Annotated in this window: 22 protein-coding genes; 9 read left to right on the forward strand and 13 right to left on the reverse strand. The window is 70.0% G+C overall.

Annotation, left to right across the window (positions count from 1 at the left end):
* Positions 1 to 16: 16 nt before the first annotated feature.
* Positions 17 to 1,168 carry a hypothetical protein gene (locus tag KGD87_RS17625; RefSeq protein ID WP_284668553.1) on the reverse strand — a complete coding sequence of 384 codons (1,152 nt, stop codon included), beginning with the start codon at positions 1,166 to 1,168 and terminating at the stop codon, positions 17 to 19.
* Between the two features lie 193 nt (positions 1,169 to 1,361).
* Between KGD87_RS17625 and KGD87_RS17630 the strand changes: the two genes are divergently transcribed.
* From KGD87_RS17630 to KGD87_RS17650, 5 genes are all read left to right on the forward strand, one after another.
* Positions 1,362 to 2,375: a DUF2157 domain-containing protein gene (locus KGD87_RS17630; RefSeq protein ID WP_284668554.1), complete on the forward strand. Its 1,014-nt coding sequence runs from the start codon at positions 1,362 to 1,364 to the stop codon at positions 2,373 to 2,375.
* Position 2,376: 1 nt separating this feature from the next.
* Entirely contained in the window at positions 2,377 to 3,474 is a 1,098-nt protein-coding gene (locus tag KGD87_RS17635; protein WP_284668555.1) for a DUF4401 domain-containing protein, read from the forward strand.
* The gene (locus KGD87_RS17640) at positions 3,474 to 3,962 is read left to right on the forward strand and encodes a GDYXXLXY domain-containing protein (RefSeq protein WP_284668556.1); all 489 of its coding nucleotides are present in this window, start codon (positions 3,474 to 3,476) and stop codon (positions 3,960 to 3,962) included. The genes KGD87_RS17635 and KGD87_RS17640 overlap by 1 nt, the downstream gene beginning before the upstream one ends.
* Before the next feature lie 139 nt (positions 3,963 to 4,101).
* Positions 4,102 to 4,353, forward strand: a complete 252-nt coding sequence (locus KGD87_RS17645) for a hypothetical protein (RefSeq protein WP_284668557.1) — start codon at positions 4,102 to 4,104, stop codon at positions 4,351 to 4,353.
* Positions 4,350 to 5,153, forward strand: a complete 804-nt coding sequence (locus KGD87_RS17650; protein ID WP_284668650.1) for a biliverdin-producing heme oxygenase — start codon at positions 4,350 to 4,352, stop codon at positions 5,151 to 5,153. Before KGD87_RS17645 ends, KGD87_RS17650 begins: the two co-directional genes overlap by 4 nt.
* Before the next feature lie 21 nt (positions 5,154 to 5,174).
* Here the strand turns inward: KGD87_RS17650 and KGD87_RS17655 are convergent, their stop codons facing one another.
* From KGD87_RS17655 to KGD87_RS17690, 8 genes are all read right to left on the reverse strand, one after another.
* The gene (locus KGD87_RS17655) at positions 5,175 to 6,899 is read right to left on the reverse strand and encodes a sigma-54-dependent transcriptional regulator (RefSeq protein WP_284668558.1); all 1,725 of its coding nucleotides are present in this window, start codon (positions 6,897 to 6,899) and stop codon (positions 5,175 to 5,177) included.
* Positions 6,900 to 7,228: 329 nt separating this feature from the next.
* On the reverse strand, positions 7,229 to 8,083 hold the full coding sequence (locus tag KGD87_RS17660) for a class I SAM-dependent methyltransferase (protein WP_284668559.1): 855 nt from the start codon (positions 8,081 to 8,083) through the stop codon (positions 7,229 to 7,231).
* Positions 8,084 to 8,092: 9 nt separating this feature from the next.
* On the reverse strand, positions 8,093 to 8,881 hold the full coding sequence (locus KGD87_RS17665) for a ZIP family metal transporter (RefSeq protein ID WP_284668560.1): 789 nt from the start codon (positions 8,879 to 8,881) through the stop codon (positions 8,093 to 8,095).
* Between the two features lie 30 nt (positions 8,882 to 8,911).
* Entirely contained in the window at positions 8,912 to 10,168 is a 1,257-nt protein-coding gene (locus KGD87_RS17670; protein ID WP_284668561.1) for a COG3014 family protein, read from the reverse strand.
* A 16-nt stretch (positions 10,169 to 10,184) separates the two neighbouring features.
* Positions 10,185 to 10,793, reverse strand: coding sequence for a penicillin-binding protein activator LpoB (gene lpoB, locus KGD87_RS17675; RefSeq protein WP_163780181.1), 609 nt, complete (start codon positions 10,791 to 10,793; stop codon positions 10,185 to 10,187).
* Between the two features lie 14 nt (positions 10,794 to 10,807).
* Positions 10,808 to 11,635 (reverse strand): hypothetical protein, encoded by an 828-nt coding sequence (locus tag KGD87_RS17680; RefSeq protein WP_284668562.1) that lies wholly within the window; start codon positions 11,633 to 11,635, stop codon positions 10,808 to 10,810.
* 15 nt (positions 11,636 to 11,650) lie between these two features.
* A complete protein-coding gene (locus tag KGD87_RS17685) occupies positions 11,651 to 12,217 on the reverse strand; it encodes a hypothetical protein (RefSeq protein ID WP_284668563.1) in 567 nt (188 codons plus the stop codon).
* A 120-nt stretch (positions 12,218 to 12,337) separates the two neighbouring features.
* On the reverse strand, positions 12,338 to 13,984 hold the full coding sequence (locus KGD87_RS17690; RefSeq protein WP_284668564.1) for a mechanosensitive ion channel family protein: 1,647 nt from the start codon (positions 13,982 to 13,984) through the stop codon (positions 12,338 to 12,340).
* Between the two features lie 182 nt (positions 13,985 to 14,166).
* On the opposite strand from KGD87_RS17690, the gene KGD87_RS17695 reads away from it, so the two are divergent.
* The 4 genes from KGD87_RS17695 to KGD87_RS17710 all read left to right on the forward strand — a co-directional run bounded on the left by KGD87_RS17695 (position 14,167) and on the right by KGD87_RS17710 (position 19,253).
* The gene (locus KGD87_RS17695; protein WP_002634498.1) at positions 14,167 to 14,550 is read left to right on the forward strand and encodes a response regulator; all 384 of its coding nucleotides are present in this window, start codon (positions 14,167 to 14,169) and stop codon (positions 14,548 to 14,550) included.
* 5 nt (positions 14,551 to 14,555) lie between these two features.
* On the forward strand, positions 14,556 to 16,103 hold the full coding sequence (locus tag KGD87_RS17700; RefSeq protein ID WP_284668565.1) for a cytochrome c family protein: 1,548 nt from the start codon (positions 14,556 to 14,558) through the stop codon (positions 16,101 to 16,103).
* 151 nt (positions 16,104 to 16,254) lie between these two features.
* Positions 16,255 to 18,222: a LysM peptidoglycan-binding domain-containing protein gene (locus KGD87_RS17705; RefSeq protein ID WP_284668566.1), complete on the forward strand. Its 1,968-nt coding sequence runs from the start codon at positions 16,255 to 16,257 to the stop codon at positions 18,220 to 18,222.
* A 77-nt stretch (positions 18,223 to 18,299) separates the two neighbouring features.
* Positions 18,300 to 19,253, forward strand: a complete 954-nt coding sequence (locus tag KGD87_RS17710; RefSeq protein WP_284668567.1) for a L,D-transpeptidase family protein — start codon at positions 18,300 to 18,302, stop codon at positions 19,251 to 19,253.
* A gap of 46 nt (positions 19,254 to 19,299) precedes the next feature.
* On the opposite strand, the gene KGD87_RS17715 is transcribed toward KGD87_RS17710, so the two are convergent.
* From KGD87_RS17715 to KGD87_RS17730, 4 genes are all read right to left on the reverse strand, one after another.
* Complete coding sequence (locus KGD87_RS17715; protein ID WP_350102468.1) at positions 19,300 to 20,754, reverse strand: DNA/RNA non-specific endonuclease; 1,455 nt, start codon at positions 20,752 to 20,754, stop codon at positions 19,300 to 19,302.
* 69 nt (positions 20,755 to 20,823) lie between these two features.
* A complete protein-coding gene (locus KGD87_RS17720; RefSeq protein WP_284668569.1) occupies positions 20,824 to 21,381 on the reverse strand; it encodes a gamma-glutamylcyclotransferase in 558 nt (185 codons plus the stop codon).
* Between the two features lie 60 nt (positions 21,382 to 21,441).
* Positions 21,442 to 23,199: an ATP-binding protein gene (locus tag KGD87_RS17725; RefSeq protein ID WP_284668570.1), complete on the reverse strand. Its 1,758-nt coding sequence runs from the start codon at positions 23,197 to 23,199 to the stop codon at positions 21,442 to 21,444.
* Positions 23,200 to 23,220: 21 nt separating this feature from the next.
* Positions 23,221 to 25,716, reverse strand: coding sequence for a serine/threonine protein kinase (locus KGD87_RS17730; protein WP_284668571.1), 2,496 nt, complete (start codon positions 25,714 to 25,716; stop codon positions 23,221 to 23,223).
* Between the last annotated feature and the right edge of the window lie 96 nt (positions 25,717 to 25,812).

Here is a 25,812-nt window from a genome sequence, read left to right on the forward strand (position 1 = left end):
CGCCTCCTGCTGGACGTCAGCGCACTTGGGGCTCGCGGCTGGACTCGCGCGTCGAGTGGATGCTCTGGAAGCCCGCGATGCACAGCTCGGCGCGCAGCGGCGCGGAGTTGTAGTACTGGCCCCCGTCATACGGCGTGTCGATGCCGTCGCGGCGGTCCGGGTGTGAGTAACCGGCGATGTGCATCATCTCGTGGATGAGCGTCTGGGCAATCTCCGTGTCCCCCTGCGGGAAGAGCACGCCGAAGTTGATCCACACATCATCTCCACCCAGTTCCGCCCGCGCGTTGATGCCTGCCTCGTTCGTACCCGTGTGGTGGATGGCCTTGCGGTAGGCATTGCGCAGCGCGGACTTCTCCAGGTTGGTCAGGTGGGTGCAGGTCTGGATGGCGTCCTGCGCGGCCTCGTGGCGTCGCAGCGTCCGGGCCCAGTTGGCGCCCGTGACGGTGGCGGCGTCGGAGCTGAAGCGGTCCTGCATGGCCAGCACGTCCGCGAGCACGTCCCGCGAGTCGGCGTAGCCCGCGTGGACGAGGTGCATGCCGTACACCTGCGTGCCGTTGTACGTGGCGGAGTGGAAGGTGGGCAGGCCCGCGGAGAAGCCGTTCGCGAAGGCGTAGTCGTTGGCGGCGCGCATCATCGCCCCGGCGTCATTCACGTTCGGGTAGCCAATGGCCCAGCCCGGGACGTCGCGGAACTCGACGACGCTGGGGTGGAGGAAGTTGATGCCGTACTCCACGATGGAGCCGTTGAGGCCCTGCTCGAACGCGGGCAGCGCGATGCCCAACCCGTGCGCGTTGCCGTAGTCCTGCGCGCGACGGAACAGCTCCGGGATGTTGCTCAGCGCCGTGTTGCCCAGCGCGGAGCGGGGCACCGCGAGGTAGTGCGCCAGGGTGCCCGGCTTGAGCAGGATGGTGCCACGCACCACGCCCGCGCCGTAGTTGGCCTCATGGAAGTTGCCGAAGCCCGCCGCGTAGCCATGAATGCCCGCGTAGCGGTTCGCGGTGCGAATCCGGAAGTCACTGGCCGTCTCCACCGCGGATGCGGTGGTGCCTACGGCCTCCTCGGGCAGCGACAAGTCCGCCATGGCGTTGGCGTCCATCATCTCGCCGCCGCAACCCAGCAACGCCATCGACGTGGAAATGCACACACCCAGGGAGAGACGCTTCATCATCGAGCGCACGGTTGAAACCTTTCTGTGGATTGGCGAGCGACGCGGTACGGGCCCCAGGCCCGTCCATCCGTCCGTCGCTCTCGAAGACAGATACGAAAGGCCCGGGATTTTCGGGTCATCCACCCACGACGATTTCGCCGGGCGAAGGCATGCCGATGGACGCGCCACCCCGCCGGACAGCTAGACTGCGCCCGTGTTGAAACCCTTGCTCGACCTTGACGCGACGCCGGAACGACTCCGGGCACTCGCGGACGCTGGCGTCCTGACGCCGACCACCCTGGAGCGCGCGCTACACCTGTCCGTGGCCACCCCGCCGCGGCAGGACTGGCGGCGCTTCCTGTCCACCACGCTGATGGGCCTGGGCGTGCTGCTGGTGCTCGCGGGCGTCATCTACTTCTTCGCGTACAACTGGGCGGACATGCACCGCTTCGCGAAGCTGGGCCTCATCGCGGCGGCCATCACCGGCGCGGCGGTGGGCGCATGGAGACAAGGCGCAACGCTGGGTGGTCAGCTGTCACTGTTCGCGGCCTCGGTGCTCGTGGGCGCGCTGCTGGCCGTGTACGGGCAGGCGTACCAAACGGGCGCGGACCCGTATGAGCTGTTCATCGGCTGGGCCGTGCTCATCCTGCCCTGGGTGGCCGCATCCCGCTTCGCGCCCCTGGGGCTGCTGGCGCTGGTGCTGGTCAACACCGGCATCATCCTCTTCTGGGACCAGGTGCTGGATACGGAGCCGGACCAGACGTACTGGCTGGCGGTGGTGCTGAGCGGGCTCAACGGCTTCACCTGGGCCACCTACGAGCACTTCGCCAACCTGCGCGTGTCCTGGCTCCAGGCGCGCTGGGTGCCCCGGGTGCTGGCGGTGATGGCGGTGGCCCCGGTGCTCGTTGCCTCCGTGCCATTCATCATGCACCCGTCGGGAGCCCCCGCCGGCGCCGTGGTGGCGCTCCTCCTGGTCCTGGCCTCGCTCGCGGCCGAGTACGCCCTGCACCGGCACCTGAAGGGCGAGCTGTTCATGCTCACGCTCGGCGCGGTGAGCGCGATGACGCTCCTGACCTCCGGCGCCGTCAGCGTCGTCTTCGACTCCTACCAGGACGTAGAGGTTTTGGGCCTCTTCGTGCTGCCGCTCTTCGTCATCGCCCAGGTGGCGCTCGCGGTGTGGTGGCTGCGGCACGAAGCCCGCGTCACCGGCGCCACGGAGGAGTCCTGACATGGCCCTGCGTCCCTCGTTGCAGGACGTGCTGAACGCGCTCCAGGCCGAAGGCCAGCTCGAGCCCGACGCCGTGGACCGCGCCCGCGTGGCCCTGGAGGCCCACCAGCGCCAGTCCGTGGCCGTGCCCTGGTTCGTGAAGGCCTTCGCCGGCGTCGGCGCCTGGCTGTCCGCCCTCTTCGTGCTGAGCTTCTTCGCCTGCGCGGGCCTCTGGGAGGAAGAGGTGGTGATGGGCGTGGTGGGCCTGGGCCTGTGCACGGGCGCGACGATGCTGCGGCGCACGGTGCGCGGCGTCTTCGTGGAGCAGCTCGCGCTGGCCCTGTGCCTGGCCGGCGCCGTCATGGCCTCCGCCAGCTTCGGCATCGAAACGAAGAGCGAGAACGTCGGCGCGGCGCTGGTGCTGGTCATCAGCGGCGTGCTGCTGTGTGTCTACCCGGACGCCATCCTCCGCTTCCTGAGCACGTTGGGGGTGGTGGGCGCGGCCGGGTTCCTCGCCTGGCACCTGGTGGGCGGCTTCGCGCTGGACCTGCTGATTCTGGGCTGCGCGGCGCTGATGCACTTCCTCTTCCTGGAGCAGGCCCGGCTGCGCCGGGGCAACACGGGCGAGCTGGTGGGGCCCGCGGCCTTCGCGCTCGCGTGCGCCATCCCCGGCGTGCTGCTGGCGCGCGGCATGCGGGACGTGGCCCGGCACCTCTTCGACACCGGCGCCGCGCTCCCGGATGCCGTGCTGACGCTGGGCCTGACGGCGCTGACGCTGTACACGGCGTGGCGCGTGCTGCGGGAGCTGGTACTGGAGCCCACCGGCGTGGCGGGCGCGGCGGTGTTCGCGGCGCTGACGCTGGTGGCCGTGCTCACGCCCCACACACCGGCGGTCATCACCGCCGCGGGCATGCTGGTGCTCGGCTTCCACCGGCGCAGCAGCGTGCTGCTGGGGCTGGCGGTGGCGTACCTGCTCGCGTCCGGCGGTTGGTACTACTACGACCTGGGCCTCACGCTGCTGGCCAAGTCGCTGGCGTTGATGGGCAGCGGCCTGGTGTTCCTGGGCCTGCGTTCGTTCCTGCTGCGGCGCTTCCCCGCCCCGGCGACGGAGGTGCGGTGATGTCGCGCACGGCGGTCATCTTCGGCGGGCTGGCCTTCGCGCTGCTCGTCCCCACGGGGCTCGTCATCCAGAAGGAGCACGTGCTGCGCTCGGGCACGCCGGTGCTGCTGGAGCTGGCCCCCGTCGACCCGCGCTCGCTGATTCAGGGCGACTACATGGTGCTGGACTACGCCATCAGCCGCGAGCGGAGCGCGAGCCCCACCCCCCCCGCGACCGACGGGAACCTGGTGCTACGACTGGACGCGAAGGGCGTGGGCACCTTCGTGCGCTTCGACACGCCCGACACGCCGCTGGCGCCCAGCGAGCTCAAGCTCCGCTACCGCCTGCGCAAGGGGCGCTACCGCCTGGGCGCGGAGGCCTTCTTCTTCCAGGAAGGCCACGCCGGCCGCTACGAGGGCGCCCGCTACGGCGAGCTGCGCGTGGCGGACAGCGGCTCCAGCGTGCTGGTGGGGCTACGGGACGCGCAGCGCCAGCCCCTCGGCCGCTGACGCCCCCCACTGTCGGACGCCGGTCCACTTCCCCACACTCGCCGCAAGTCGAGGAAAGGCCGGGGCTTGCTCTCCGCCAGCCTTTGGTGCATCATCATTTTGATTTCGATACTCAAAATCAAAATCAAGGATGACGACGATGCCCGGTCAGGGATGCGGCAAGACGGTGCTGGCGCGAGGTCCATGCGCGGAAGTGACGCAGTGCTCGTGCGGGCACATCCACCTGGCCATGGGGCCGGTGACGATTCGCGTAGAGGAGGAAGTCCTGCGCGCCATCGGGATGACGCTGGCGGAGGCGCTCCAGCAGTTGGGGACGCCGCTGGAGGCCTTGTCGAATGAGGACGCCGAGCCCCTGGCGATGAGTGCACTGGGCGGCGGGTGGAAGCAGTGAGCGCCACCGGCACGTTGCGGCTGCCGCGGACGGAGGTGTCCGCGCGCGTGAAGCGGTGGGTGGAGCCCCAGCACCCGGCGGCCACGCCGCTGGCCCAGGCCACCCCTCCGGCGCCCCTGTCCGAGCTGCTGGCGGAGGGCACGGCGAAGCTGGCCGAACAGGCGGAGCGCTCGCTGTTCATCCAGTCCCTCTTCTTCGACGCGTGGGACGGCGGCCTCTACGGCCAGTACGTCCGGGCACAGCACTACGTGAGCCACCTGCGGCAGCTCCACACGCTCTACACGGCGTTCGAAGCGGCGCTGCCCCACGTCATGAGCACCCCGCTCACCACCGCGCTGCTGCTGCCCGAGCTGCGGCTGACCTCCGCGCTGGAAGCGGACCTGACGTACTTCTGCGGCGAGTCCCGGACGGACACCTTCGCCTGCGTGGAGGCGCGGCTGCACGCCGAGCGCATCCGGGAGGTGTCCGAGGACGCCCCTCACCTGCTGGTGGCGCATGCCTACGCGCGCTGCGTGCTGGACGTCTTCAGCGGGCACCGCCGGGCGCGGCGAATCACGGACGCCTTCGAGCTGGCGGCAGGCCAGGGCACCACCTTCTACGGCACGGTGCCCGAAGCGGAGCTCGCGGCCTTCCGCGTCCGCTTCCACTCGCGCCTCGACGGGCTGGAGCTGGACGAGGACGAGGCGCGCGAGGTGGTGCAGGAGGCGCGCATGGCCTTCCGGCTCCACGCGCTCGTGTGTGACGAGCTGGCCCGGGGCGCCACGGGCATCGCCGCGGGCCCCCACGCCGACCCCCGGTAGTCTTCCGGGCGCCGAGGCGGCTCAGACGCCTTCGACCTCCGACAGCAAGTCGGAGAAGGGCGAGCTCTCCTCGCCCAGCGCCTTGTAGAGCGAGTCCACCTTCTCCAGCTCGCGCTTGAGCGCCTTGTGGTGGTTGCGGTTCTTCACCAGGCTCTCACGGCCCAGCAGCTTGAAGCCCTCGTCCCGCCCCACCTGGCGAATGGCCAGCCCCAGCACCATGCCGCGGAAGGCATCGGCCAGGTCCAAATCCAACGGGGCATTGCGGCGGCGCGCCTCCGCGACGAAGGCCTGCGCGGCCGCGCGCAGCGCCTCCGGCAGCGGCCGGGCACCGGGGGCCTGCTCGTAGTCGAGCGCCCGCGCGACGTGCTTCTCGTGCAGCACCAGCTCGCCCGTGGCGCCCGCGTGCTCCACCATGGCCAGCGTGTAGGCGCGGCGGACGATGTTGTCGAGCTGCCGCAGGTTCCCCGGCCAGGGGCTCCCCACCAGCAGCTGCTCCGCCTCCTTCATCAGCCGGGCGTGGCCGTCCGGCGAGCGCTCGCGGTGCCGGCGGTTCACCATGTACTGCGCCCACAGGGGGATTTCGTCCTGGCGCTCCTGCAGGGCCGGCATGCGCACCGGCAGCACGTTGACGCGGTAGTAGAGGTCCTCGCGGAAGCGGCCGGCGCGCACCTCCGCGTGCAGGTCCGCGTTGGTGCCGATGATGAAGCGCACGTCCGCCTGCCGCTCACCCGTGCCCTCGCCCAGCGGCCGGTAGCTGCGCGACTCCAGCAGGTGCAGCAGCCCCGCCTGGGCCTTGAGCGACAGCTTGTCGATTTCGTCGATGAACAGCGTGCCGCCGTCCGCGCGGGCCACGCTGCCGGGGGCATCCCGCACCGCGCCAGTGAAGGCGCCCTTCTTCCAGCCGAAGAGCTCCGCCATCTGGAGGTCCTCGGGCACCGTCACCAGGTCCAGCGTCTCGAAGGGCTTGCCGCGGCGGTTGGAGCGCTCATGGCACCAGCGCGCCAGCCGCGACTTGCCCGCGCCGGTGGCGCCGCTGATGAGGATGGTCTCATCCTGAAGCGCGAAGACGCGGAGGATGGGCAGCAGCTCCGCCATGGAGCGCCCAACCACCGGGAGGAACTCATCCACCTCCGGCCGGGCCACGGGCCGCTGCGGCAGCCGGGCCAGGTACGGCGCCGCCACGTCCGCCAGCAGTTGGAGCCGGTCCCCCGCGTCCAGCCAGACGAAGTCCTGCCCCATCGCCGCCAGGCAGTCCGCCTCCAGCGAAATCATGCCCTCGATGTCGCCGCCCGGCGTGCGCAGCGGAAGCACGCAGACGTGCGTCGCGTGACGGCCCAGGAAGCGCTGCCGGCTCTCATGGCTGTTGAAGCCCGCCAGGCTCGGGTCCCCCGTCACGGGGGCGTTGGGCGCATGGGGTTGCACCGTGCCGACATTCACGTCGATGGACACCGCGCACCGGTGCTCCACCACCGCGCGCCACGCCGTGGCGGACGTGAAGAAGGGGGTGCCCACACTGGCATCCGTAATCTCCGCTGCCCCTACCTCCAGCGCGGCCAGGCTGCGGTAGGCCGCTCCCGGGCGGAGGTGGACGATGCCGCGCAACACCCGGCCCCGGGCTGCGTACCGACTGGACGCAACGGCCTCCTGGGCGACGGCCTGCAGCCGCCGGAGCGTTGCGGCAGCCGCGGCCTCGAAGTCCCTGGCTCCCCGCAAATCCGTGAGGAGTTGCGCCATCTCGTCTTGCATCCACTCGCCTCCGTCCAGTGCCCTCCGACAGGAACCACATCAGGGGGACGGAGTGTAGCGGAGATGAAGAACGCGGAAGGAGCGGCCCCTCCTTCCGCGTTCCCGGAACGCCGATACTGCGGGGCAGCCCGGTCTCCCGAAGCGCCACGACATAACGCCATGCGCGTCCCGTGCCAGACGCGACATTCATGTGATTCCAGGGGGATGGGTGAACACAGCCACCCTGGAGGGGCCTGGTTTGCGTTCTAGCAGGACGCGCCGGCGTCCCATCAGAACGCAGGCCGTCCGAATTTCACCGCGAGTATCTCTTCCGCCCGTCTAAAACGTCCTCATCGTGAAACCTTGCGCGGTTTTCGGGGCGTCGAGGCCGTCGTGGGCGCTTTCCGCGCGGACGCAGCCCCGGGGTCCGGCTGGAGGACGAAGACGCGATCCAACCGGAGGCTCCCCCGCTCCACAGGTGCGTCGATGTCGTAGTCGAAGGTGTACCCGGCCAGCACCCGCATGCCCGCGTCGCGGAACAGCTTCGCCGCCTGGGCATTGCTGTAGGTGCGGAAGTGCCACTGGGTTTCGATGAGCCAGTCCTTGTCCGGCCCGGTGACACGCAGGCGGTTGCGCATGGGCGAGCGCCGCGCGCGCTGCTCCGGCAGGCCCTCGTTCGTGTTGCAGACGACGCGGTCCTCGCCCACCTGCCCCACCCAGCGCTCGTGTTCAGGCCGGGCGCGCGCGTAGTCCGTGAGGTGGAAGCCGAGCACGTAGATGCCGCCCGGCTTCAAGAGCCGCCGCGTCCCCTGCAGGTGCTGGCGCGCCGCGGCCTCGCTGTCCAGGTAGCGGAAGGTCGACACCAGGCAGTGCGCCACGTCCACCTGCCCCTCCAGCGACGGGTCGGCGAAGGACTCCATGCGTGACGGCCCCAGCTTCACGCGCCGCCGCTGCGCCGGCGTCAGGCGCTTGCGCGCATGGGCCAGCATCGCCTCGGAGATGTCATAGCCCACCACCCGCAGGCCCCGGCTCGACGCCTCCTCCACGAGCCGCCCCGCGCCGCAGGCGGGCTCGAGCCACAGCTTGCCGCCCGTGCCGAAGCGCTCGCTGAGCGTCTGGAGGAAGTCCACCTCGCGCACGGTGTCCGTGCCGAAGATGGCTTCGTAGTACTGCGGGTGTTCGTACCAGTCCGTGCGTTTTTCCATGAAGGGCGCTCAGTGCTCGGGGTGCCCTGGGTGTCCCATGAGGCGCGCGAGCAGGAACATCAGCAGCAGGCCCACGAAGAGCGCCAGCACGTTGCGGCCCGGCTGGTCCTTGCCGTGCCGATGCACGTGCGGCAGCAGGTCCGACACTGCGATGTAGAGGAACGTGCCGGCGGAGAAGGCCAGGGCCTTGGCCGCGAGGCTTTCGAACTGCAACATCGCGTCGAAGAGGAAGTAGAGCAGCGCGCCGGCCGGCACCATCATCCCGTACAGCGTGGACAGCGACAGGATGGAGACCCGCGAGCGCCCCTCCGTCTTGAGGATGGAGGCCAGCGACAGCGCGGAGGGCACCTTGTGCGCGACGATGGCCAGCATCGCCATGCCGCCCACGCCCTCCTCCACCGCCGAGCCCAGGGCAATGCCGTCAAACAACGTGTGCGTGGACAGCCCGAGGAAGGCGGTGAGCCCCAGCACGTGGCCCGGATGCACCACCTGCCCGGTGCCCGCCACGGTGTCTCCGTGGGAGAGGTCCTCGCCCGCATGCGCCACGAGGTAGCGCTCCAGCACCAGCAGGAAGGCGAAGCCCGCGGGCACCAGCGCGAAGGCCCACCACCCGCCTCCTGAGTACGCCTCCGGCAGCATGTGGAAGAAGGCGGCCCCCAGCATCACTCCCGCGGCGAAAGCCAGGAAGCGCACCAGATGGGTGGGCCGGTCGTTCAGGACGACGACCACCGCGCCAGCCAGCGCGCCGAGAACGATGATGAGGGAATACAGGGCCACCGTGGCCAGGACCGGCGACATGGGGCGCGCACCCTACATCAAAAAACCGAATCAGTAGCGCCGGAGCACCAACAACCCCACCCGCCCTGGTTTCACCTCCACGGGATGCTCGGTCGTCTGTCCCCAAGCCATCACACGCACGGTGTGGCTCCCGGCGGGCACGCGGAAGCGCGCCACCTGGAACTCCGCGGGCAGGGAGAGCCAGGAGCGCAGGTCTGGCGCATTCATCGCGTTGAGGACGAGGAAGGTCAGCACGCCCAGCTCATCGCTCTTCGTCAGCGCGCCCACGCCCGCCGCCACGCCCGCCTTCACCGCCACGCCCGCGAGCTGCTTCGCCAGCAGGCGGCCAATCCGGTCATCCAGGTGGACCACGGCCACGTCCGACAGGGACGTCACCGTCACCGCCTGCTTCGACTCGCCCTCCAAGGCCACACTCACCGGCGGAGCGAGTCCCCGCTTCCGGTAGACGGGGACTTCAATCAGGGCGCCGCCGCCGCCCGGGTCCCTGGAGTTGCGATGCTTCTCTGGAGACAGGCCCGCCTCCACCACGACGACGAGCTGCCCCTCGTCCGGCGCCAGCGGCGCATGCGGGACGTCCGGGTACTTCGCCAGCAACTCCGCGTACACGTCGTCGCGGCCCGCCCTCTTCGCCAGCCGCAGCAGGGGCTCCGCCAGCGCGTCCTTGCGGGGCGCGATTTCATAGGCCTTCGCGTAGTCGATGTACGCCGAATCCCAGTCCCGCTGGTCCTCCCGGATGACGCCGCCCAGGTAGCGCGCGATGGCGAGCTGCTCGTAGGGCTTCTTCTCCTCGGCGATCATCTTCTCCAGGCGCTCGTTGACCTGGCGGACCTCCACCATGGCGGCTTCGTCGTCGCCCAGCTCCACGTAGTTGAGCGCCTGGAGGACGGAAATCATCAGCTTCTCGAAGTCCTCCCCGCGGTAGGCGCGCTGGCGCTCGTTGGTGACGAGCGTCTTCGCTTCCTCGCCGACGAAGACACTGTCGAGCTGCTCGCTGAGCCGCTCCGCCTCCTCGAGCACGGCGTTGCTCTCCGCCCACTGCCCGGCGGCGTGCAGCACCATGCCCTTGTCCATCAGCACCAGCAGGCGATCCTGCTCGGGGCCCTCCTTCGTCGCGGCCTCCAGGGAGGACAGCGCGCGCGAATAGTCCCCCTGCTGGTACGCGGACCGCACGCCCCGGGTGCGCGCCACATAGTCACCCGCGCAGCCCGACGACAGGAGGAGCACGCTCGCGAGCGCGAGCGCGCCCCACCCGCGCAGGCGGAGCGGGCTGCGGGAGTGGATGGACATGGAAGGGTGCCGCCCGTTACCAGCTCACGCCGCGCTTCTCGAACTTCTTGCGGATCTGCTTCTCATCCGTCCACTCGATGAGGCCGGTCCGCACGTTGCTGAGCTTCGCGGTCATCTTGTAATAGACGAGCTTGTCGCGGCCGACCTCCTGGATGATGGAGGCGAGGTCGCCCGTCATCAGGAAGTCCACCGACGTCTGCTGCCCCGGGCCCTTGGCGGCGTTCGGGTCGACGTAGCCGGACTGCTGGTACTCGTACTCCTCCGCGATGTCCTGGCGCGCCTGCTGGTCCACCAGGGCGAAGCGGCCCGTCTGCGCCAGCGCCGTCTGAATCTTGTCGCCCAGCGAGCGCATGTCGATGTGCTCGGAGGTGCTGTTCTTCAGCTTGCCCACCAGGACGATGGGCAGCGAGCCGTCCGGCCGGGGCTGGGAGAAGCGCGCCGAGGTGGCGAGCGACTCCGCCATCTTCTTCGCGATGAGTTGCAGGTCGTTCTCGTTGAAGCGGTCCGACAGCATCTCGATGGTGTTCGGGTCCTCGTACGTGCCACGCGTGAAGGCGCGCGGGCCCGTGCAGGCGGACAGCGAAGCGGCGAGACAGGCGGACAGAAGCAGGCGGCGGGTGTTCATGGTGCGGGTCACTCCTAGTTCCATTCGCATTCGAAGCGGCTGCCTTCGAAGTTCCACTTGTAGGCGAGCACCGCGTCACGGCGGTACCCGGCCGTCAGGCGGCAGACGTTCTGCAGCGACGCACGGGGATAATCGAAGGTGTAGCGCTGCGCCCGCGACAGCTCCTGCGCGGTGAGCTGGGACGGGTGCGTGAGCGTGGGGCTGGCGCTGGCGACCACCAGCACGTGGTGCTTGCCGTAGGTGCGCAGCGGCACCTGACCCGCCAACTGGACGCGCCGCACGGTGCGCGCGACGAGGATGTCGCTGCGGTCCACCGTCGTCTCGTGACTGTTGCGGCGGCGCAGCAGCTCCGGGATGTTGGCGGTGAAGACGCGGGTGATGTCCCCGTCGTCCACGAAGAAGTAGAGGAACGCCTCGCGCGCGGTGCGGCTCTCCCCGGTGAAGTCCAGCGTCACCAACAGGTTCAACCCGCGGTTGGGCGCCAGGCCGTGCCGGGACACCGCGGCCAGCACGTCCTTGTCCACGCCGGCCTTCTTGAGCCGGATGAGGCCGTCCGCGCTGGCGTCGCAGGCGCAGCGGCGCTCTTCAATCATCTTCACGAGCTGGGCGGGCTCGAAGCCGGCCTGGGACAGCTTCGTCAGCTCCTCGTCGGTGAGCGGGAGCTGGTCGGAGCGCTCGTAGATGCGCGGGAGCTGGTTGGGGTCCCATTGGATGATGTTGTAGGTCTGCACGTCCCCGGCCGGGAACGGCAGGTTCACCTGCGGGCTTCCTCGGCCGGCAACGGAGACAGGCGCCTGGCTGGAGGTCAGCGCCAGCGTGGCGGCAAGCAGCTGGGCAATCATCTTGAAGCCTCCTTGCTAGAACTTGTAACCCACGGACATGCCCAGCCGGTGCGTGACGCCGCCACCGCCAATGGGGATGTCCGGGGTGTAGTTGAGGGCCATGAGGATGTTCTCCCGGTCACCCAGGAGGATTTCGGCACCCAGCTGCGGCGAGATGCCGAAGCGCAGGCCCTCTCCCTCCGGGATGACGATGGCGCCGGCCTTCAGGCCCGCGGTGAACACCAGCGGCCAGCCCCAGGTCCGGAAGCGCGGGCCCACCATGCCGACGAAGCGGCCCCCGTCGAACACGTAGGCGCCGCTCACGTCCAGCTGGTACCAGTCCGCGCCCCACAGCGACAGCGTGGCGCCCACGAACAGCGGCGGGCCTGAAGGCGCGCCCCGAGGCGGCTTGCGGGAGTTGATGGCCGCGCCCCAGTCGAGCTGGAGCGACACGCTCCGGCCGCCGGGGCCGCTGTAGCCGCCCTTGCCGTACTCGGACTCCTCTGGACCGTCCGTGCGGCCTCCGGATTGGGCACTGGCGGTCAGCGGCACGGTGGCGGCCAGCATCGCAAGGGCCCCACACAACCTGACATGACGCATCATCTCGAAGACTCCCCCGGGCGGTAGGTGCGAATTTCCAGCGCTGTGACGGCGCGGCGCGGCGACTATTCAAGACCCCGTGCCCCCAGGCAAGGGCTCACTGCGCCTGGGGGCAGCCAGCCCTCACGCCCGAGGCGGACTGGGCGGCGCATCCGGGGACGCGGACAGCCGCTCCGGCTCCGGCTCCGGTGGCGGGAAGGGCCGCGCCTCCGTGCGAGTGACGGGCAGCCACAGCGGATGGGCGCGCAGGAAGGCCACCAGCTTCTCGCGCACCAGGGCCCGCAGGTCGAAGAGCATGCTGAAGTCCGACACGCTGACCAGCGCGCGCACCGTGAGGGTCCGGTCCAGCACGTCCATGACGACCACCGACGCCACGCGGCCGTCCCACATGGATTTGCCCTCGTTCTCCAGGATGCGGCGCAGCTCCGCGCGCAGCGCGTCGATGTCCGTCTGGTAGTCCACCTGGAGGATGACGGGCCCCAGCATCTCCGGGTTCCCCTTGCTCCAGTTCTGGAAGGGCTTGTCCAGGAACTGAACGATGGGGATGACCAGCCGGCGCTGGTCCCACGTCCGCAGCACCACATAGGTGAGCGTGATTTTCTCCACCGTGCCGTATTCGCCCTCGGTGATGAGGGTGTCGCCAATGCTGATGGGCTGGGTGATGGAGAGCTGGATGCCGGCCAGCAGCGTGCCAATGGACTTCTGCGCCGCGAGGCCGAGCACCAGACCGGCGATGCCGGCGGAGGCCAGCAGCGACACGCCGACGTTGCGCACCACCTCGAACTGGATGAGCAGCAGCGCCGCGGCGATGACGTAGGTGGCCACCTCGAAGATGGCGCGGAGCACCACCAACTGCGTGCTCACGCTGCGCGCCCGGGTCGCGTCCTTCATCTCCGATGACAAGCGGCTCTGCACGAAGGCGACGGAGACGTGGAGGATGCGCAGGACGGCCCAGGCCAGCGCCACGACGCTCAGCGAGTAGGCGACCCGCATGAAGAAGCCCTGCGCCGGCCGCGGCAGCCGCAACAGCAGCGTGCCCACCGCCAGCAGCGCGGAGAAGGTGAGCAGCTTCACCGGCCCCTTCCCGGAGGAGACCACGTCTTCCTCCCAGGTGAACCGGGTCCACCGCGCCACCCGGCGAGCGAAGACCAGGACCAGGCGCTCCAGCAGCACCGCCAGGCCCAGGCTGCCCAGGACCATCACCAGCAGCCCCAGCCACTGCCAGGGCTCCAGCCCCAGCACCGTGTCCTTGAAGAAGAAGGCCGGCAGGAAGCCCACCAGCCGGGGGCCATACTCCGCAAAGAGCGGATCCGCCTGCCGCACCGTGGACTCGTTGAAGACCCAGACCAGTCCCCCTTCGGAGGGGACACGCTGGACGCGGATGGGGACGTTGTTCCCCTGCAACGGAATGGTGCCCAACTGGTCGTAGCGTTCGTCGGCCGGGTCGCCCTCCGGCGCCGTGCTCAGCGCGCCCACGTCCACGGGCAGCTTGCGGTCCAGCACGAACTTGAGCGCGCGAGCCAGTTGGACGCCCCGCTCCGCCTGCTGGGCGCGGGGGATGTAATCCAGGTCCAGGTAGTGCGCCGCCAGGGTGTAGTCCCCCCGGTGCGCGGCGGCCAGGAAGCCCTGCACGGCGGACTGCGGCGTCCTCCGGTCCACCGAGGGTGGAGGCGGACCGAGGCCCACGTTGAGCGCGGCGGCAGGAAGGCTCCACAGCAGCCCCAGTCCCAGGACGAGTGCTCTCAGGGTCCAACTGTCACGGTGCATCATGGCTGACTGCCATATCCCCTTTCGGGTGTCTCACTGGAAAGAAGTCGGCCCCGGCGCGCCCGGCGGCCGAGCGTGCGGCGATGGACATCCGAAATCCGGGAAACGCCGACCCCGGGAGCGCATGGGAAAGCGTTGGTGCGGCGCGTGGGGGTAGGATAGAAACGGCGTGAAGGAAGGTCGCCGTGTCCGAGAAGCGAAGAATCCTCCTGATTGACGACAGCGAGATTACGCTCGCGATGGAGAAGGCCGTGCTCGAGGCGCGCGGCTACGAGGTCATCGCCACCTCCACGCTCATGGAGTTCGAGAAGACGCTGCAGACCTGGCGCCCGGACCTCATCCTCACCGACATCCACATGCCCGAGGCCAAGGGCACGGATATCTGTCGCACGCTGAAGAACGAGTACGGCACGCAGGACATCCCCATCGTCCTCTTCTCCAGCCTCCCGGACGATGAGCTGTCCAAGCTGGCCGAGCAGGTGGGTGCCGACGGCTCCCTGTCCAAGGTGAACGGGCTGGAAGCCATGGGCGAGAAGATCGACGAGCTGGTGCAGAGCATCCTCTGGTGAAGCCCATGCGTGCCTTCCTCGCCGCGGCCCTGCTGGCCGCGTCGCTCGCTGGCTGCGCACGCAAGGACCCGCCCCCCACGCCCGCGGAAGCAGACGCTTCATCAGCCACCGCCGCCGCGAAGCCCGCCACGGCCGCCGGCCAGGGTCCGGGCGCCATCCTCTTCCTCTCCGCCGACACGCGCGGCTACCTGGGCCCGTGTGGCTGTAGCGAGAACATGCGGGGCGGCATCGCCCGCGCCGCCGCGCAGGTGCGGGCGGCGCGCGAGGGCCCGCTGCCCGTCCTCTATGTGGACGGCGGCAACAGCCTCTTCGGCGAGCAGCGGCTCAAGCCGGGACAGGTGCCCCAGGAGGAGCGCAAGGCGAAGGCGCTCGCGGACGCCATGCGGCACATGGGCCTGGCGGTGCGCGCCACCGGCCCGCTGGACGACACGCGGGGCGTGGACTTCCGCGAGGGCCTGGGGCTGCCGGAGCTGGCGCCGGGCGCGGTGAAGCTGCTGCCCGCGGGCGAACGGAAGGTGGGCGTGGTGGCGGCGACCACGGCCGCGCAGCTCGCCCAGGCCAGCGCCCAGGCCCGCGCGCGGGGCGCAGACTTCGTGGTGGGCCTGCTGGACGTCACGCTGGACGTGGCCCAGCAGGCGGTGGAGCAGCCGGGTTTGAAGGCCGACGTGGTGGTGGCCACCCGCACCGCCACCGAGTTCAGCGGCGAGCAGAACCGGCTGGTGCGGTCCGCGGTGCCGGTGGTGGCGCTGCAGAGCAAGGGCCGCTCGCTGCTGCGCGTGGACCTGGCCTATGCGCCCCAGCCCGGCCCCTTCGCGTTGCAGAAGGGTCAGGATGACCTGGAGCGCGAGGCCGCCGCGCTGGAGCAACGCACGGCGCTGCTGGACAAGGACATCAACCTCCCCGGCACGGACCCGAAGCTCAAGGCGCTCAAGCAGGGCAAGCGCGACGAGCTGGTGGCGCGCCGGCAGGCCCTGCTGAACGCGCCGCCCGTCGTCCCCGACGGCGTCAACGCCTTCACGCTGCGCTTCGTGCCGCTGGAGTCCAGCCTCCCCTCCGACGCGGAGGCGGTGGCGCTGGTGTCCGCCTATGACGCGGACGTAGGGAAGATGAACCTCGCCTGGGCGAAGGCGCATGGACAGGACTGCCCGCCTCCGGCGCCAGGCCGCGCGGGCTTCGTGGGCAACGCGCCTTGCCGCACCTGCCACGAGGATGCGTTCCCCGTCTGGGAGAAGTCCAAGCACCACCACGCCTGGGAGACGCTGGAGCAGGTGGGCAAGCAGTTCCACCTCAACTGCGTGGGGTGCCACGTCACCGGCTGGGAGCAACCCGGCGGCGTGTGCCGGCTGGACAAGGTGGCGGGCCGCGAGGACGTGGGCTGCGAGAGCTGCCACGGTCCGGGCTCGGAGCACGCGGACGCGCCTGGCACCGACAACATCATCGCCTCGCCGGACGAGCGCGTATGCGTCACCTGTCACAACCCGGAGAACTCGCCTCACTTCGATTTCGCGACGTACCTGCCGCGCATCGTGGGGCCGGGGCACGGGAAGCCCTAGTCATCCAGGAATCCAGGGGCTCGCCTGGTCGGCTGTGCCTGCCAGGCGTCCAGACAAGGAGCGCACACCGCGACTCCTTGTTTGACTGTCAAGGAAAAGGGCGATTACTTCCCGCTTTCGCCCGCCTCCGGGCGCCCGTTCCCGCGACTGTATGCTGCCTCTACCTCTGCTTCTGCTCGCCCTGGCCTCGGCTCCTGCCTCGGGGCCCACCCCACCGCCCGTGGGGCCTGTTCCCGCCAAGGTACAGGGGGTGGCATCCGATGGCGCGGCGGAGGCCGCGACCGATGAGGCCGATGAGCCCGCGCTGGAGCCGCTGGAGCCCGGCACGCCGATGGTGGCCGAGGACGCCTCCGAGCAAGGCGAGGCCACGCGCGACACCGTCGAATCCGAGTCCGCCGAGTTGGAGGAGCTGCGCGCCCTGGAGGGCGCCGCGCTGGACCCGGCGTCGCGGTCCACCGCCGAGGTGATGCAGTCGCTGCGGCGGCTCGGGCTCGCCAACCCGCTGCGGATGCGAATGCTGGACGCGCTCGACGAGCACACCTTCCGCGAGGACGAAGCGCTGCCGGAGATTCCGCTCATCACGGACCTGGCCACCTTCGACGTGCGGCAGATTCAGGACCGCTACGACATCCCGGTGGAGATGCAGCCGCTGGTGGCCCAGTACGTCCAGTTCTTCCAGGGCCCCGGCCGGCGCTGGTTCCGCAAGTGGATGTCGCGCGCGGCCCGGTACGTGCCGGTGATGCACCCCATCCTGGAGCAGTACGGCCTGCCGAAGGACACGGTGTACCTGGCGATGATTGAGAGCGGCTTCTCCGCGCATGCCTATTCGTGGGCGCACGCGGCGGGGCCGTGGCAGTTCATCTCCAGCACCGGCAAGCAGTACGGGCTGAAGCAGGACTTCTGGGTGGACGAGCGGAGGGACCCCATCAAGGCCACCCACGCCGCGGCGTCGTACCTGAAGGACCTGAAGCGAGAGCTGGGGCACTGGTACCTGGCGTGGGCCGGCTACAACACCGGCTCCGGGCGCGTCCGGCGGATGGTGGCGCGGCACGGGACGACGGACTTCTGGCTCCTGTCCGAAGAGCGCGGGCTGGCGAAGGAGACGAAGCACTACGTGCCCAAGCTGATTGCCGCGGCGCTGGTGGCCAAGCACCCGGCGGCGTTCGGCTTCAACGAGAACGAGTTCGACCCCGAGCCCGTGCTCGACTTCGACGAGGTGCAGCTCACCGACGCGGCGGACCTGGACGTCCTCGCCCGCGCGGCCGGCGTGTCCGTCAAGGTGGTGCAGGACCTCAACCCGGAGCTGAAGCGCTGGTGCACCCCGCCAGCGACGGCCAAGAAGCCCTACACGCTCCGGCTCCCCAAGGGAGCGGGGACGCAGTTCGCGGACAACTACAAGCGCATCAGCCCCGCGGAGCGGCTCACCTTCCGCATCCACAAGGTGAAGCGCGGCGACACCCTGTCTCAGATTGCGGAGAAGTACGGCACGGCGTCCGAGGCCATCCTCCAGATGAACCAGTTGAAGTCGGCCCACAGGTTGCGCGTGGGCGGGGAGCTGGTGATTCCGATTCCCGCCGGCACGCGCTCGGGCGGCGCGCTGGCGACGAAGGTGGCGCAGGCCCGCCGCAGCGGCGTCGTGGTGCGGCCCGAGGACGAGGTTCCGGCGGGCACGCCCAAGGGCCCGGTGGCCGCGGGTCCCGTGAAGAAGGAGACCATCAACGGGCGCACGCGCGTGACGTACGGCGTGATGTCCGGTGACAGCCTCTGGGTGATTGCGAACAAGTTCAACGTGTCGGTGGACTCGCTGAAGCAGTGGAACAACCTCAAGCGGCGCAACCCGACGCTGCAGGTGGGCTCCACGCTGTTCGTCTGGCCGGAGGGCACCACGGCCACCGCCAGCGTGCAGGAGCGCGGCGGCACGGTGCTGGCGAAGCACTCGGTGAGCGTCGCCAAGCCCGCGGGCAAGGCCGGCAAGGTCCACGCGCTGGTGGAGGGCGAGACGCTCTGGTCCATCGCGCAGCGCTACGGCGTCAGCGTGGACGACATCATGCGGTGGAACAAGATCAAGGACCACCGCACCATCCCCACGGGGAAGGTCCTGCTCCTCAGCGCGCCATAGCCTCCGGCGCGGAGGGACGGCGCGCACGGCGTCCTCACGGGCTGGCTTCGGGCGAGTGAATTGCACAGACGCGGAGGATGACCTCATCCATCTCGCCGACGAGCACTCGCCTTCCCGTCCTTCCACCTGACGTCACGGACGCGCCGCCTCCGGCTTCCCTTGGGGAGTCCACACGCGTCCAGCGCGCGGTGGATGCACGTCCACCGTCCGGGACACCCCTGCCCCCGGAGGGCGTGGACCGGCTCGCGCGCACCCCAGCGCCCCCTGCCAACGCGCGCTTCACCGGACTGCCCCAACTGGCGGACGTCGCGTCAGGGGCCCACGTCCTTGGCCCCGACAGCCAGGGCGAGGGCCTCCGCGCCGTACAGGCCGCCCTGCTCGACCTGGGCTTCGCCCTGCACGGCGGCGCGGACGGACGCCACGGCCCGCACACCGCCCGAGCGCTGCGGAACTTCCAGGTCCACGCCTCGCGCACCTTCCCCGCCGTCCGCCCCACGGGCGCGCTGGATGCCGCCACGCTGCGCGCGCTGGATGCGCTGGCTCCAGCGCCTGGGACGCGCGGACAGGCTCGGGGGCTGCCTTCCGCCTTCTTCGACGGACAGCAGGTCCGCGTGGTGGTGGCCCTCCGGGAGCACCGGACCTTCCTCTTCGACACCCGTGGGCAGCTCGTGGACATCTTCCCCAACGCCACGGGCGCCGCGGCCTCCCCGACCCGCGCCGGGCTCAAGGTGGTTCGCACGAAGTTGGATCAACTGGCCACCGAAGCGGCCGGCACGCGGCTGTGGAACGACCGCCACGTCTTCGGCGTGCGCATGCTCGACCTCTCCTGGGCGGATGGCCGGCACTCCGGTGAAGAGCTGCACGGAACGAACGCCCCCGCCCTCCTGGGCGCCGACGTCTCGCACGGCTGCATCCGCCACTCGAACGAGGCCGTGCGCGTGCTGCACGACGCGCTCTCCGTCGGAGACCGCGTGGCCGTCGTGGAGCACGTGGACGACCCGCACCTGGGCGCACCGCGCCCCGTGGCGTGAGCCCGGGCTTCGCGCTGAAGCGAGGCCCAGGCCGCGAAGCCCCGCGTCAGTTGCCGGGCGCGAAGCGGAACAGGCTGGCCGCGAAGTACAGGCTGTCGCGCTGGAAGACGCCCTCGCCCGGCGTGCCCTTCTCCAGCCTGTCCTGAACCCGCTTGGGCAGGTTGGCGTAGAGGTCCTGCCCCAGCAGCTCCTCGATGCGGTCCACGGGCACGCGGTGCGCGTCGAGCAGCGGAAGGATGTCCTCCTTCTTCGACGGCCCGTCCTTCGCGTTGGGCATCAGGTACGCGTACATGGTGAGGCTGCCGTTCGGCAGCTCGTGGAGGACCGTCTTGAAGTTGTGCGTGGGGATGGCGAGGCGGCGCTCCCCTGCCCCCGTCGTCTCCCGCTGCTCCGGAGGCACCGGCTGCCCCTGGTCATCCAGGTACAGGTTGCCGGTGAGGATGTACGCCTTGCCGCCCTGCGAGTTCACCAAGCCCGAAACGCCCTGCTCCAACGTGCGCCACACCTGCTGGTTGTGGTTGCCGTGCTGCGGGGCGATGTTGCTCATCTGGTGACTCTCGTTCATCGCCTCCTGCGTGGGCGAGTCCTCCGCCGGCTTCATGTGGCCGCGGTCGAAGCCCGTGTTCGTGTAGTCGGAGTCGGTGACGCCAGCGCGGCCCAGCACGGGGTCGCGCACGAAGGTGCTCTCCAGACGGCTCACGCCCGCGGGCGTCTCCTGGACGTCCGCCGCGGACAGCATGTAGCTCACGAAGGTGGGCACGTTGGCCCCCTGGTCCAGCGCCAGGCGCGCGTACTCCTTCACCAGGCTCAGGCCATTGGCGCCAGGCGCCCCCTCCGGACGCAGCGGATCCAGCTCACCGGCCGCTTCGGCCACGCGGCTCTGCAGCGCCGCCATCTGCTGGTCCGGCACCCAGCGGGTGTCCGCGTGCTTGCCGGCCTTCGAGGCCTGGATGAACGCGTCCAGCTCCTCCGCGCTGAGCTGGCCGTCGGCGTTGCCACCCAGCAGGTCCGCGCGCCGGGCCACCGTGGCCTGCCAGCCGCCCTCGAAGGCGTCCACGTCCACCGCGGTGCCATTCCCCTGCGCGAGCTTCGCGTCCAGCGCGGAGCGCTTCTGCTGAAGCGCGGTGGACGTCAGGTACTGCCCGTCCTCGGGCGCGGCCAGGTAGCGCTCCAACTCCGCCGCGGACACCGCCCCGTTGCCATTGCGCGACTTGACGCCGCTCGCGGCGTCCGCCGCGTTCATCAACCCCACCTGCCAGCTCTCATCCGTCCAGCCGAACTTCTCCTGGAGCTCGCCAATGGGCACCTCGCGGGCCGTCGAGCGTCTCCAGCTCCCTCCTGGCGTGGTGACGGCATTGAGGGGCGAAGCGGCCGATGCCGGGCGCGGGGGAACGACTCGCGTCGAGGTGGGTCGCAGCGTCATCCTGAATGTCCTCGGGGCCGACGAGGAGAAACACGAGGTGGGGCCCCGCCTCCCATCGTCGGCCGTTCGCCGCGCCAAGTTGCGTCACGGCTCCGTTTTCTTACGAAGAAAAAGAATCCAGGGGTCGCTTCGCACCTGGATACCCGCCTAACCCTTGTTTCCGGGGGCTTTTGACGGGCCCAGGGCCTCGGGGCCCGCCTTCTGGAGGGCCTGGACAATCCGAGCCTCGGCCTGGAGCCGCTCCACGTGCTCCGGGGACAGCCCGGCCTGCTCCGCCGACAGCGCCAGGGTGACGAGGAAGGCCTCGCTCACGAGCCCCTGGGCGGGCGTCGCGGGAGCCGCGGGCGTGAAGACGTGGGCACTGAGCACGGCCCCGGTGAAGGTGCGCACCTTCACCTGCCGGACGTCGGTGGCGCCCGCCATCGCCGACTCCAGGCGGACCAGCGCGTCCCAGGCGTCGGTGGGAACGCGGCGGAGCATGCCGGGGAGCTTGCGGCCCGGCGCATCCACCAGCCGGGCCACCTTCCCGCCCCAGGCCGCTGACGCCACGTCATAGACGACGTCCACGTCGAGCGCCTCGGCCAGCTCGCCCTCCAGCACGTCGGGGATGGGCGGGAGCCCCGGGAGGCGCTCGCGCGCAACCACCGGGGCCAGGTCGACCGAGTACGCGAACCAGGAGCGCGGAGCAGTGGGGCCAGCAGCCATGCCCCCAGTCTCAGCGGGCCGTGCGCCCAGGACAAGCGCCTGGGCGTGAGGCAGCCAAGGCTACTGCGACTCCAGCAGCGCCTTCAGCTCGCGCACGCGCCGGGTGATGTAGTCCCGGTCCAGTTGGCGGAAGGCCTCGGGCAGCAGCGCGCGGCTGGTGCACTCCTGCACCGCCACCAGGTTCTGCAGCTCGATTTCCAGCGGGTAGCTGGGGGGCACGAAGTCCGCGAGCACCGCGGCCAGGTCGTCCTTCGTCACCCCTTCGCGGCCCTCCGCCAGCGCGCGGAACTTCGAGCGCACCATGACGGCTTCGATGTCCGCGCCGCTGAAGGCGCGCACGCCCTCCGGAATCAGCGTGGAGAAGGACTCGACGCCGTCCACGGACACGCCCGTCTTCTTGGACATGACCTGGAACAGCTCGTCCCGCTCCGCGTCCGTCTGCGGGTAGAAGAGGGCCAGGTGCTCCTCCGCGCGCCCCTGCCGCTTGAGGTCGATGGGCAGCAGGTCCGGCCGCGCCGTCATCAGGAACCAGACAATCTTCCCGCGGTAGAACGTGTTGCCCATGAACGAGGCGATGGAGCCGAACACGCGGCTGCTCGTCCCGGAGTCCCCGCCGGAGTCGCGGTTGCCGAGGAACGTGTCCGCCTCGTCAATCATCACCGCCACCGGCCACAGGGCCTTGAGCAGGTTGAAGATCTTCTCGAGGTTCGCCTCGGTGACGCCCTGCCACTGGCTGCGGAAGTTGAGGAACTTCACCACGGGGATTCCAATCTCCCCGGCGAAGCAGCTCACCATGAACGTCTTGCCCGTGCCCACCGGCCCGGACAGCAGGTAGCCCATGGGCATGACCTCCAGGCGCCCCTTCTTCAGGGCCCCGGCGGCCTGCCGCAGCATCTGCTTGGCCTTGGCGTGTCCCGCCACCGCGTCCAGCGTGTGCACCGGCTCGATGAACTCCAGCAGGCCGTGGCACTCCGCCTGGATGATTTCGCGCTTCTTCTCCTTGAGGAGCTCGGAGGAGATGCGCACCTCGCGCTCGAGCGCCTCGATGAGCACGCGGTCCAGGTTGATGCGGGACAGGCCCGCCGTCATCTTCGCCAGGCCCGCCAGCGGCACGTCCGACACCGACTGGAGCCGCTTGCCCTCCAGCTTGTAGCGCACGTACTCCAGCCGCTCCTCCTCCGTGGGCAGGGGCAGCTCGATGGGCGCCACGTACGGGTTGCGGCTGATGCGCGGCGACACGTCCGCCAGGTTCTCCGCCAGCAGCACCACGGACACGTCGGCCGCGAGGAACTGCGGGTCATGCGCCCACTTGTCCAGCGTGGCCACCACGAAGCGGTCCTCGCTGGAGAGGTGGCTCATCTCTCCGCCGGGGACGAGCGTCTCCGCGAAGTCGATGATGAGCGCCAGCGAGCGGCCCTCGCTCAGGCGCATGCGCATGAAGTTCTCCAGAATCTGGAGCGCGCGGCCCGGATCGCGCGGCATGACCTTGGCGTAGTCGGTGCCGTACAGGGCGTCGTAGCCCGTCATGGCCCGCTGCAGGTCCTTCTGCGTCTCCGGCGTCGCGGAGCGGATGCCGGAAGAGCGGTCATAGAAGATGACGTGATCCCTGCCGCCGAAGAGCTCCTCGGAGAGGAACGTCTTGAGCGTGCCGAAGCCCCGGCCACCATCCTCCAGCTGCAGGGGCTGCAAATCCCTCACGGCGCCGTACAGCAGGAAGGCGCTCACCGTCTTCGTATAGTACTTCCGGGCCAACTGCTGGGCCCAGCGAGGGAGATCCGCCAGTGGATCCGCCTTGCTCACCTTGCGCACCTTGCTCACGAACTCCCGCCTCCTCTCGCGCTAACGGCAGCGCGGCTGCCGCTTGAGGGAAACGCTCGCCGTGGCCGGCTCATTGCCTGGCGCCGCGTCCGGGACGTCCACCTCAGCCTCGTTGTGGCACTTCAGCTTCAGGGTGAGCTGCCGCGCGCTGGGGGACACCTGCACGACGGCGGGCGTGGTGGCGCCCATGTCCTTGCCGTCCACGAAGATGGTGGCGCCGGCCGGCTTGGACTCCACCTTCACCGACACCCGCGTCACCAACGGCTCCAGCTTGAGCGACACCTCCACCGGTCCGCCGCCGGACACCGGCACCCGCTTGGACGCCGGCTTGTGGCCAGGCGCACTCACCTCCACCACCCACTCCGCCCCGTTGAGGGGCACATCCTTGATGTAGGCCGCCACCTTGCCCTGCTCGCGCACCACCCGGCCATCCACCTTCACCTCGGCCGTGGCGGGCTCCGTCGTGAGCACCAACGCCGCGGTGCGGACCAGGCTCTCCAGCACCGCCTGCACGGGCGTGACGTCCTTGCCCGCGGCGACCTCCACCGTCTTCGTGAAGGTGTTGTAGCCCTCCGCGCTCACCACCACCATGACCTTGCCGGCGGGCACCTCGCGCAGGAGCGTCGCGCTGCCACCCTCCAGGGGCACCAGCTGCGTGTCCAGGCGCACCTGCAGGCGGCCGCGGACCTCCGAGGGCACGCCCTGCAGGTCCACCAGCACGTAGCCCACACCGGGCCCCGACACCGCCCAGCCAATCAGCGCCAGCACGAGCACCGCGACCGCGCCAATGCCGCCGAAGAGCACCTTCCTCGGGATGGGCGCACGGCCGCCCACGGGCGGCATCGCGCCGGTGGGCCGCTCCGGGGCATCATCCACGTCGTCTTCATCATCGTACGCGGGGGCCACCGGCGCGGGCGGGGCCGCGGGCGGCGGCGGGCGCGGCGCGGCCTGCGAGCCGTCGAGCACCGGCACGTCCCGCGTCATCCGAGGCAGGCCCCCGCCCCGGCTCGCCCGAGGCGCGGGCCCCGCGTCCGAAGGCGACAGCGTGGGCACGGACATGGACGGCCGCACCACGGGGATGTTCGCGTGCGACAGCCGCGGCGGACCCACGGGGGGAGACAGGGGCGCGGGCGGCGGAATGACCGCCGTCCTGCCGCTGACGGGCTCGTCGTCGTCGCCCGGCGACGAAGGCACCTCCAGCGGGGTGATGGCGCGCCCGACGGCGGCCCCCGGCTGCGTCGTGGGCTCCGGCGCGTCCGCGAACTCGTGGTCGCTGGAGACGAGCTGCGTCGCCCCACCGCCGTCATCGTCGGCCGCGGGCGCGGCGGTGGCGGCCGTCAGCTTCGGCAGCGCGGCCAGCGTGGGGGAGCGGCGCACGCCCCCGGGCGACACCGCCGGCATGGAGCCCGTCATCCGGGGCTGCGGCGCCACCGGCTGAACCACCGGCACGGGCGCCGGCGCCGGCGCGGCGGGCATGATGGGGCTGTTGAAGGACGCGGCCTCCAGCGCGGCCTGCATGCCTTCGGGCGGCTTGATGTCCGCGTAGTCCAGCAGGCGCTGCTTCTCGCGCTCCACGTCCTCCGCGAACGTGGACTTCATGTACTGCGCCAGGTCCTTGCGGCTGAAGATGGTGTCGCTGGTGATGAGGAAGCGCTGCAGGTCGTCACCCAGCTCACTGGCGTACTGGTAGCGCTCGTCCACGTCCTTGGCCAACGCCTTGAGGACGATTCGCTCCAGCACCTCCGGGATGCGCCGGTTGTACGTGGTGGGCGACGGCACCTCCGCCTTGCGCACCTTCTCCAGCACGCTGAAGTCGCTGTCGCCCACGAAGAGGCGCTCACCGGTGAGCATCTCATAGAGGCACACGCCAATGGCGAACACGTCCGAGCGCCGGTCCAACGGCAGGCCGCGAATCTGCTCCGGGCTCATGTAGCCGAACTTGCCCTTGAGGATGCCGGCCTGCGTCTTGGTCGCCTTGCCAGCCGCCTTCGCGATGCCGAAGTCGATGACTTTGACCTCACCCTCATAGGAGATGAGGATGTTCTGCGGCGAGATGTCGCGGTGGACGATGTTCATGTCCCGCCCCATCCCGTCCTTCTTCCGGTGGGCGTAGTCCAGGCCTTCGCACATCTTGGACACGCAGTAGGCCACCAGCGGCACCGGAGCGGGCTCCCCCTTCTTCCGGCACCGGTCGAAGATGGCCCGCATGTCCTTGCCGGGGATGTACTCCATCGAGATGAAGTAGCTGCCGACGATGTTGCCCAGCTCGTAGATGGACGCGACGTTGGCGTGGGTCAGCTGGACGCTGATCTTCGCCTCGTCGATGAACATCGAGATGAACTCGTCGTCCTCCGCGATGTTGGGGAGGATGCGCTTGATGGCGACGAGCCGCTCGAAGCCGCTCGCGCCGAACTGCTTCCCGCGCCACACCTCCGCCATGCCGCCAATGTTGATGCGGTCCAGAAGGAGATATTTCCCAAACGGGATGGGCTGCCGCTTCGGTTGAGTGGTCGTCACGTGGGGGAGGGTCCGTTCTCGGCGAGCCTATCGATCGGGGCTCCAAAGGGTCAACCTCGTGAAAGCCCCGCCCAAACTGACCAGGGAGGCAGGCGG

Source organism: Myxococcus sp. SDU36, assembly GCF_030168875.1.
Lineage (GTDB): Bacteria > Myxococcota > Myxococcia > Myxococcales > Myxococcaceae > Myxococcus > Myxococcus vastator.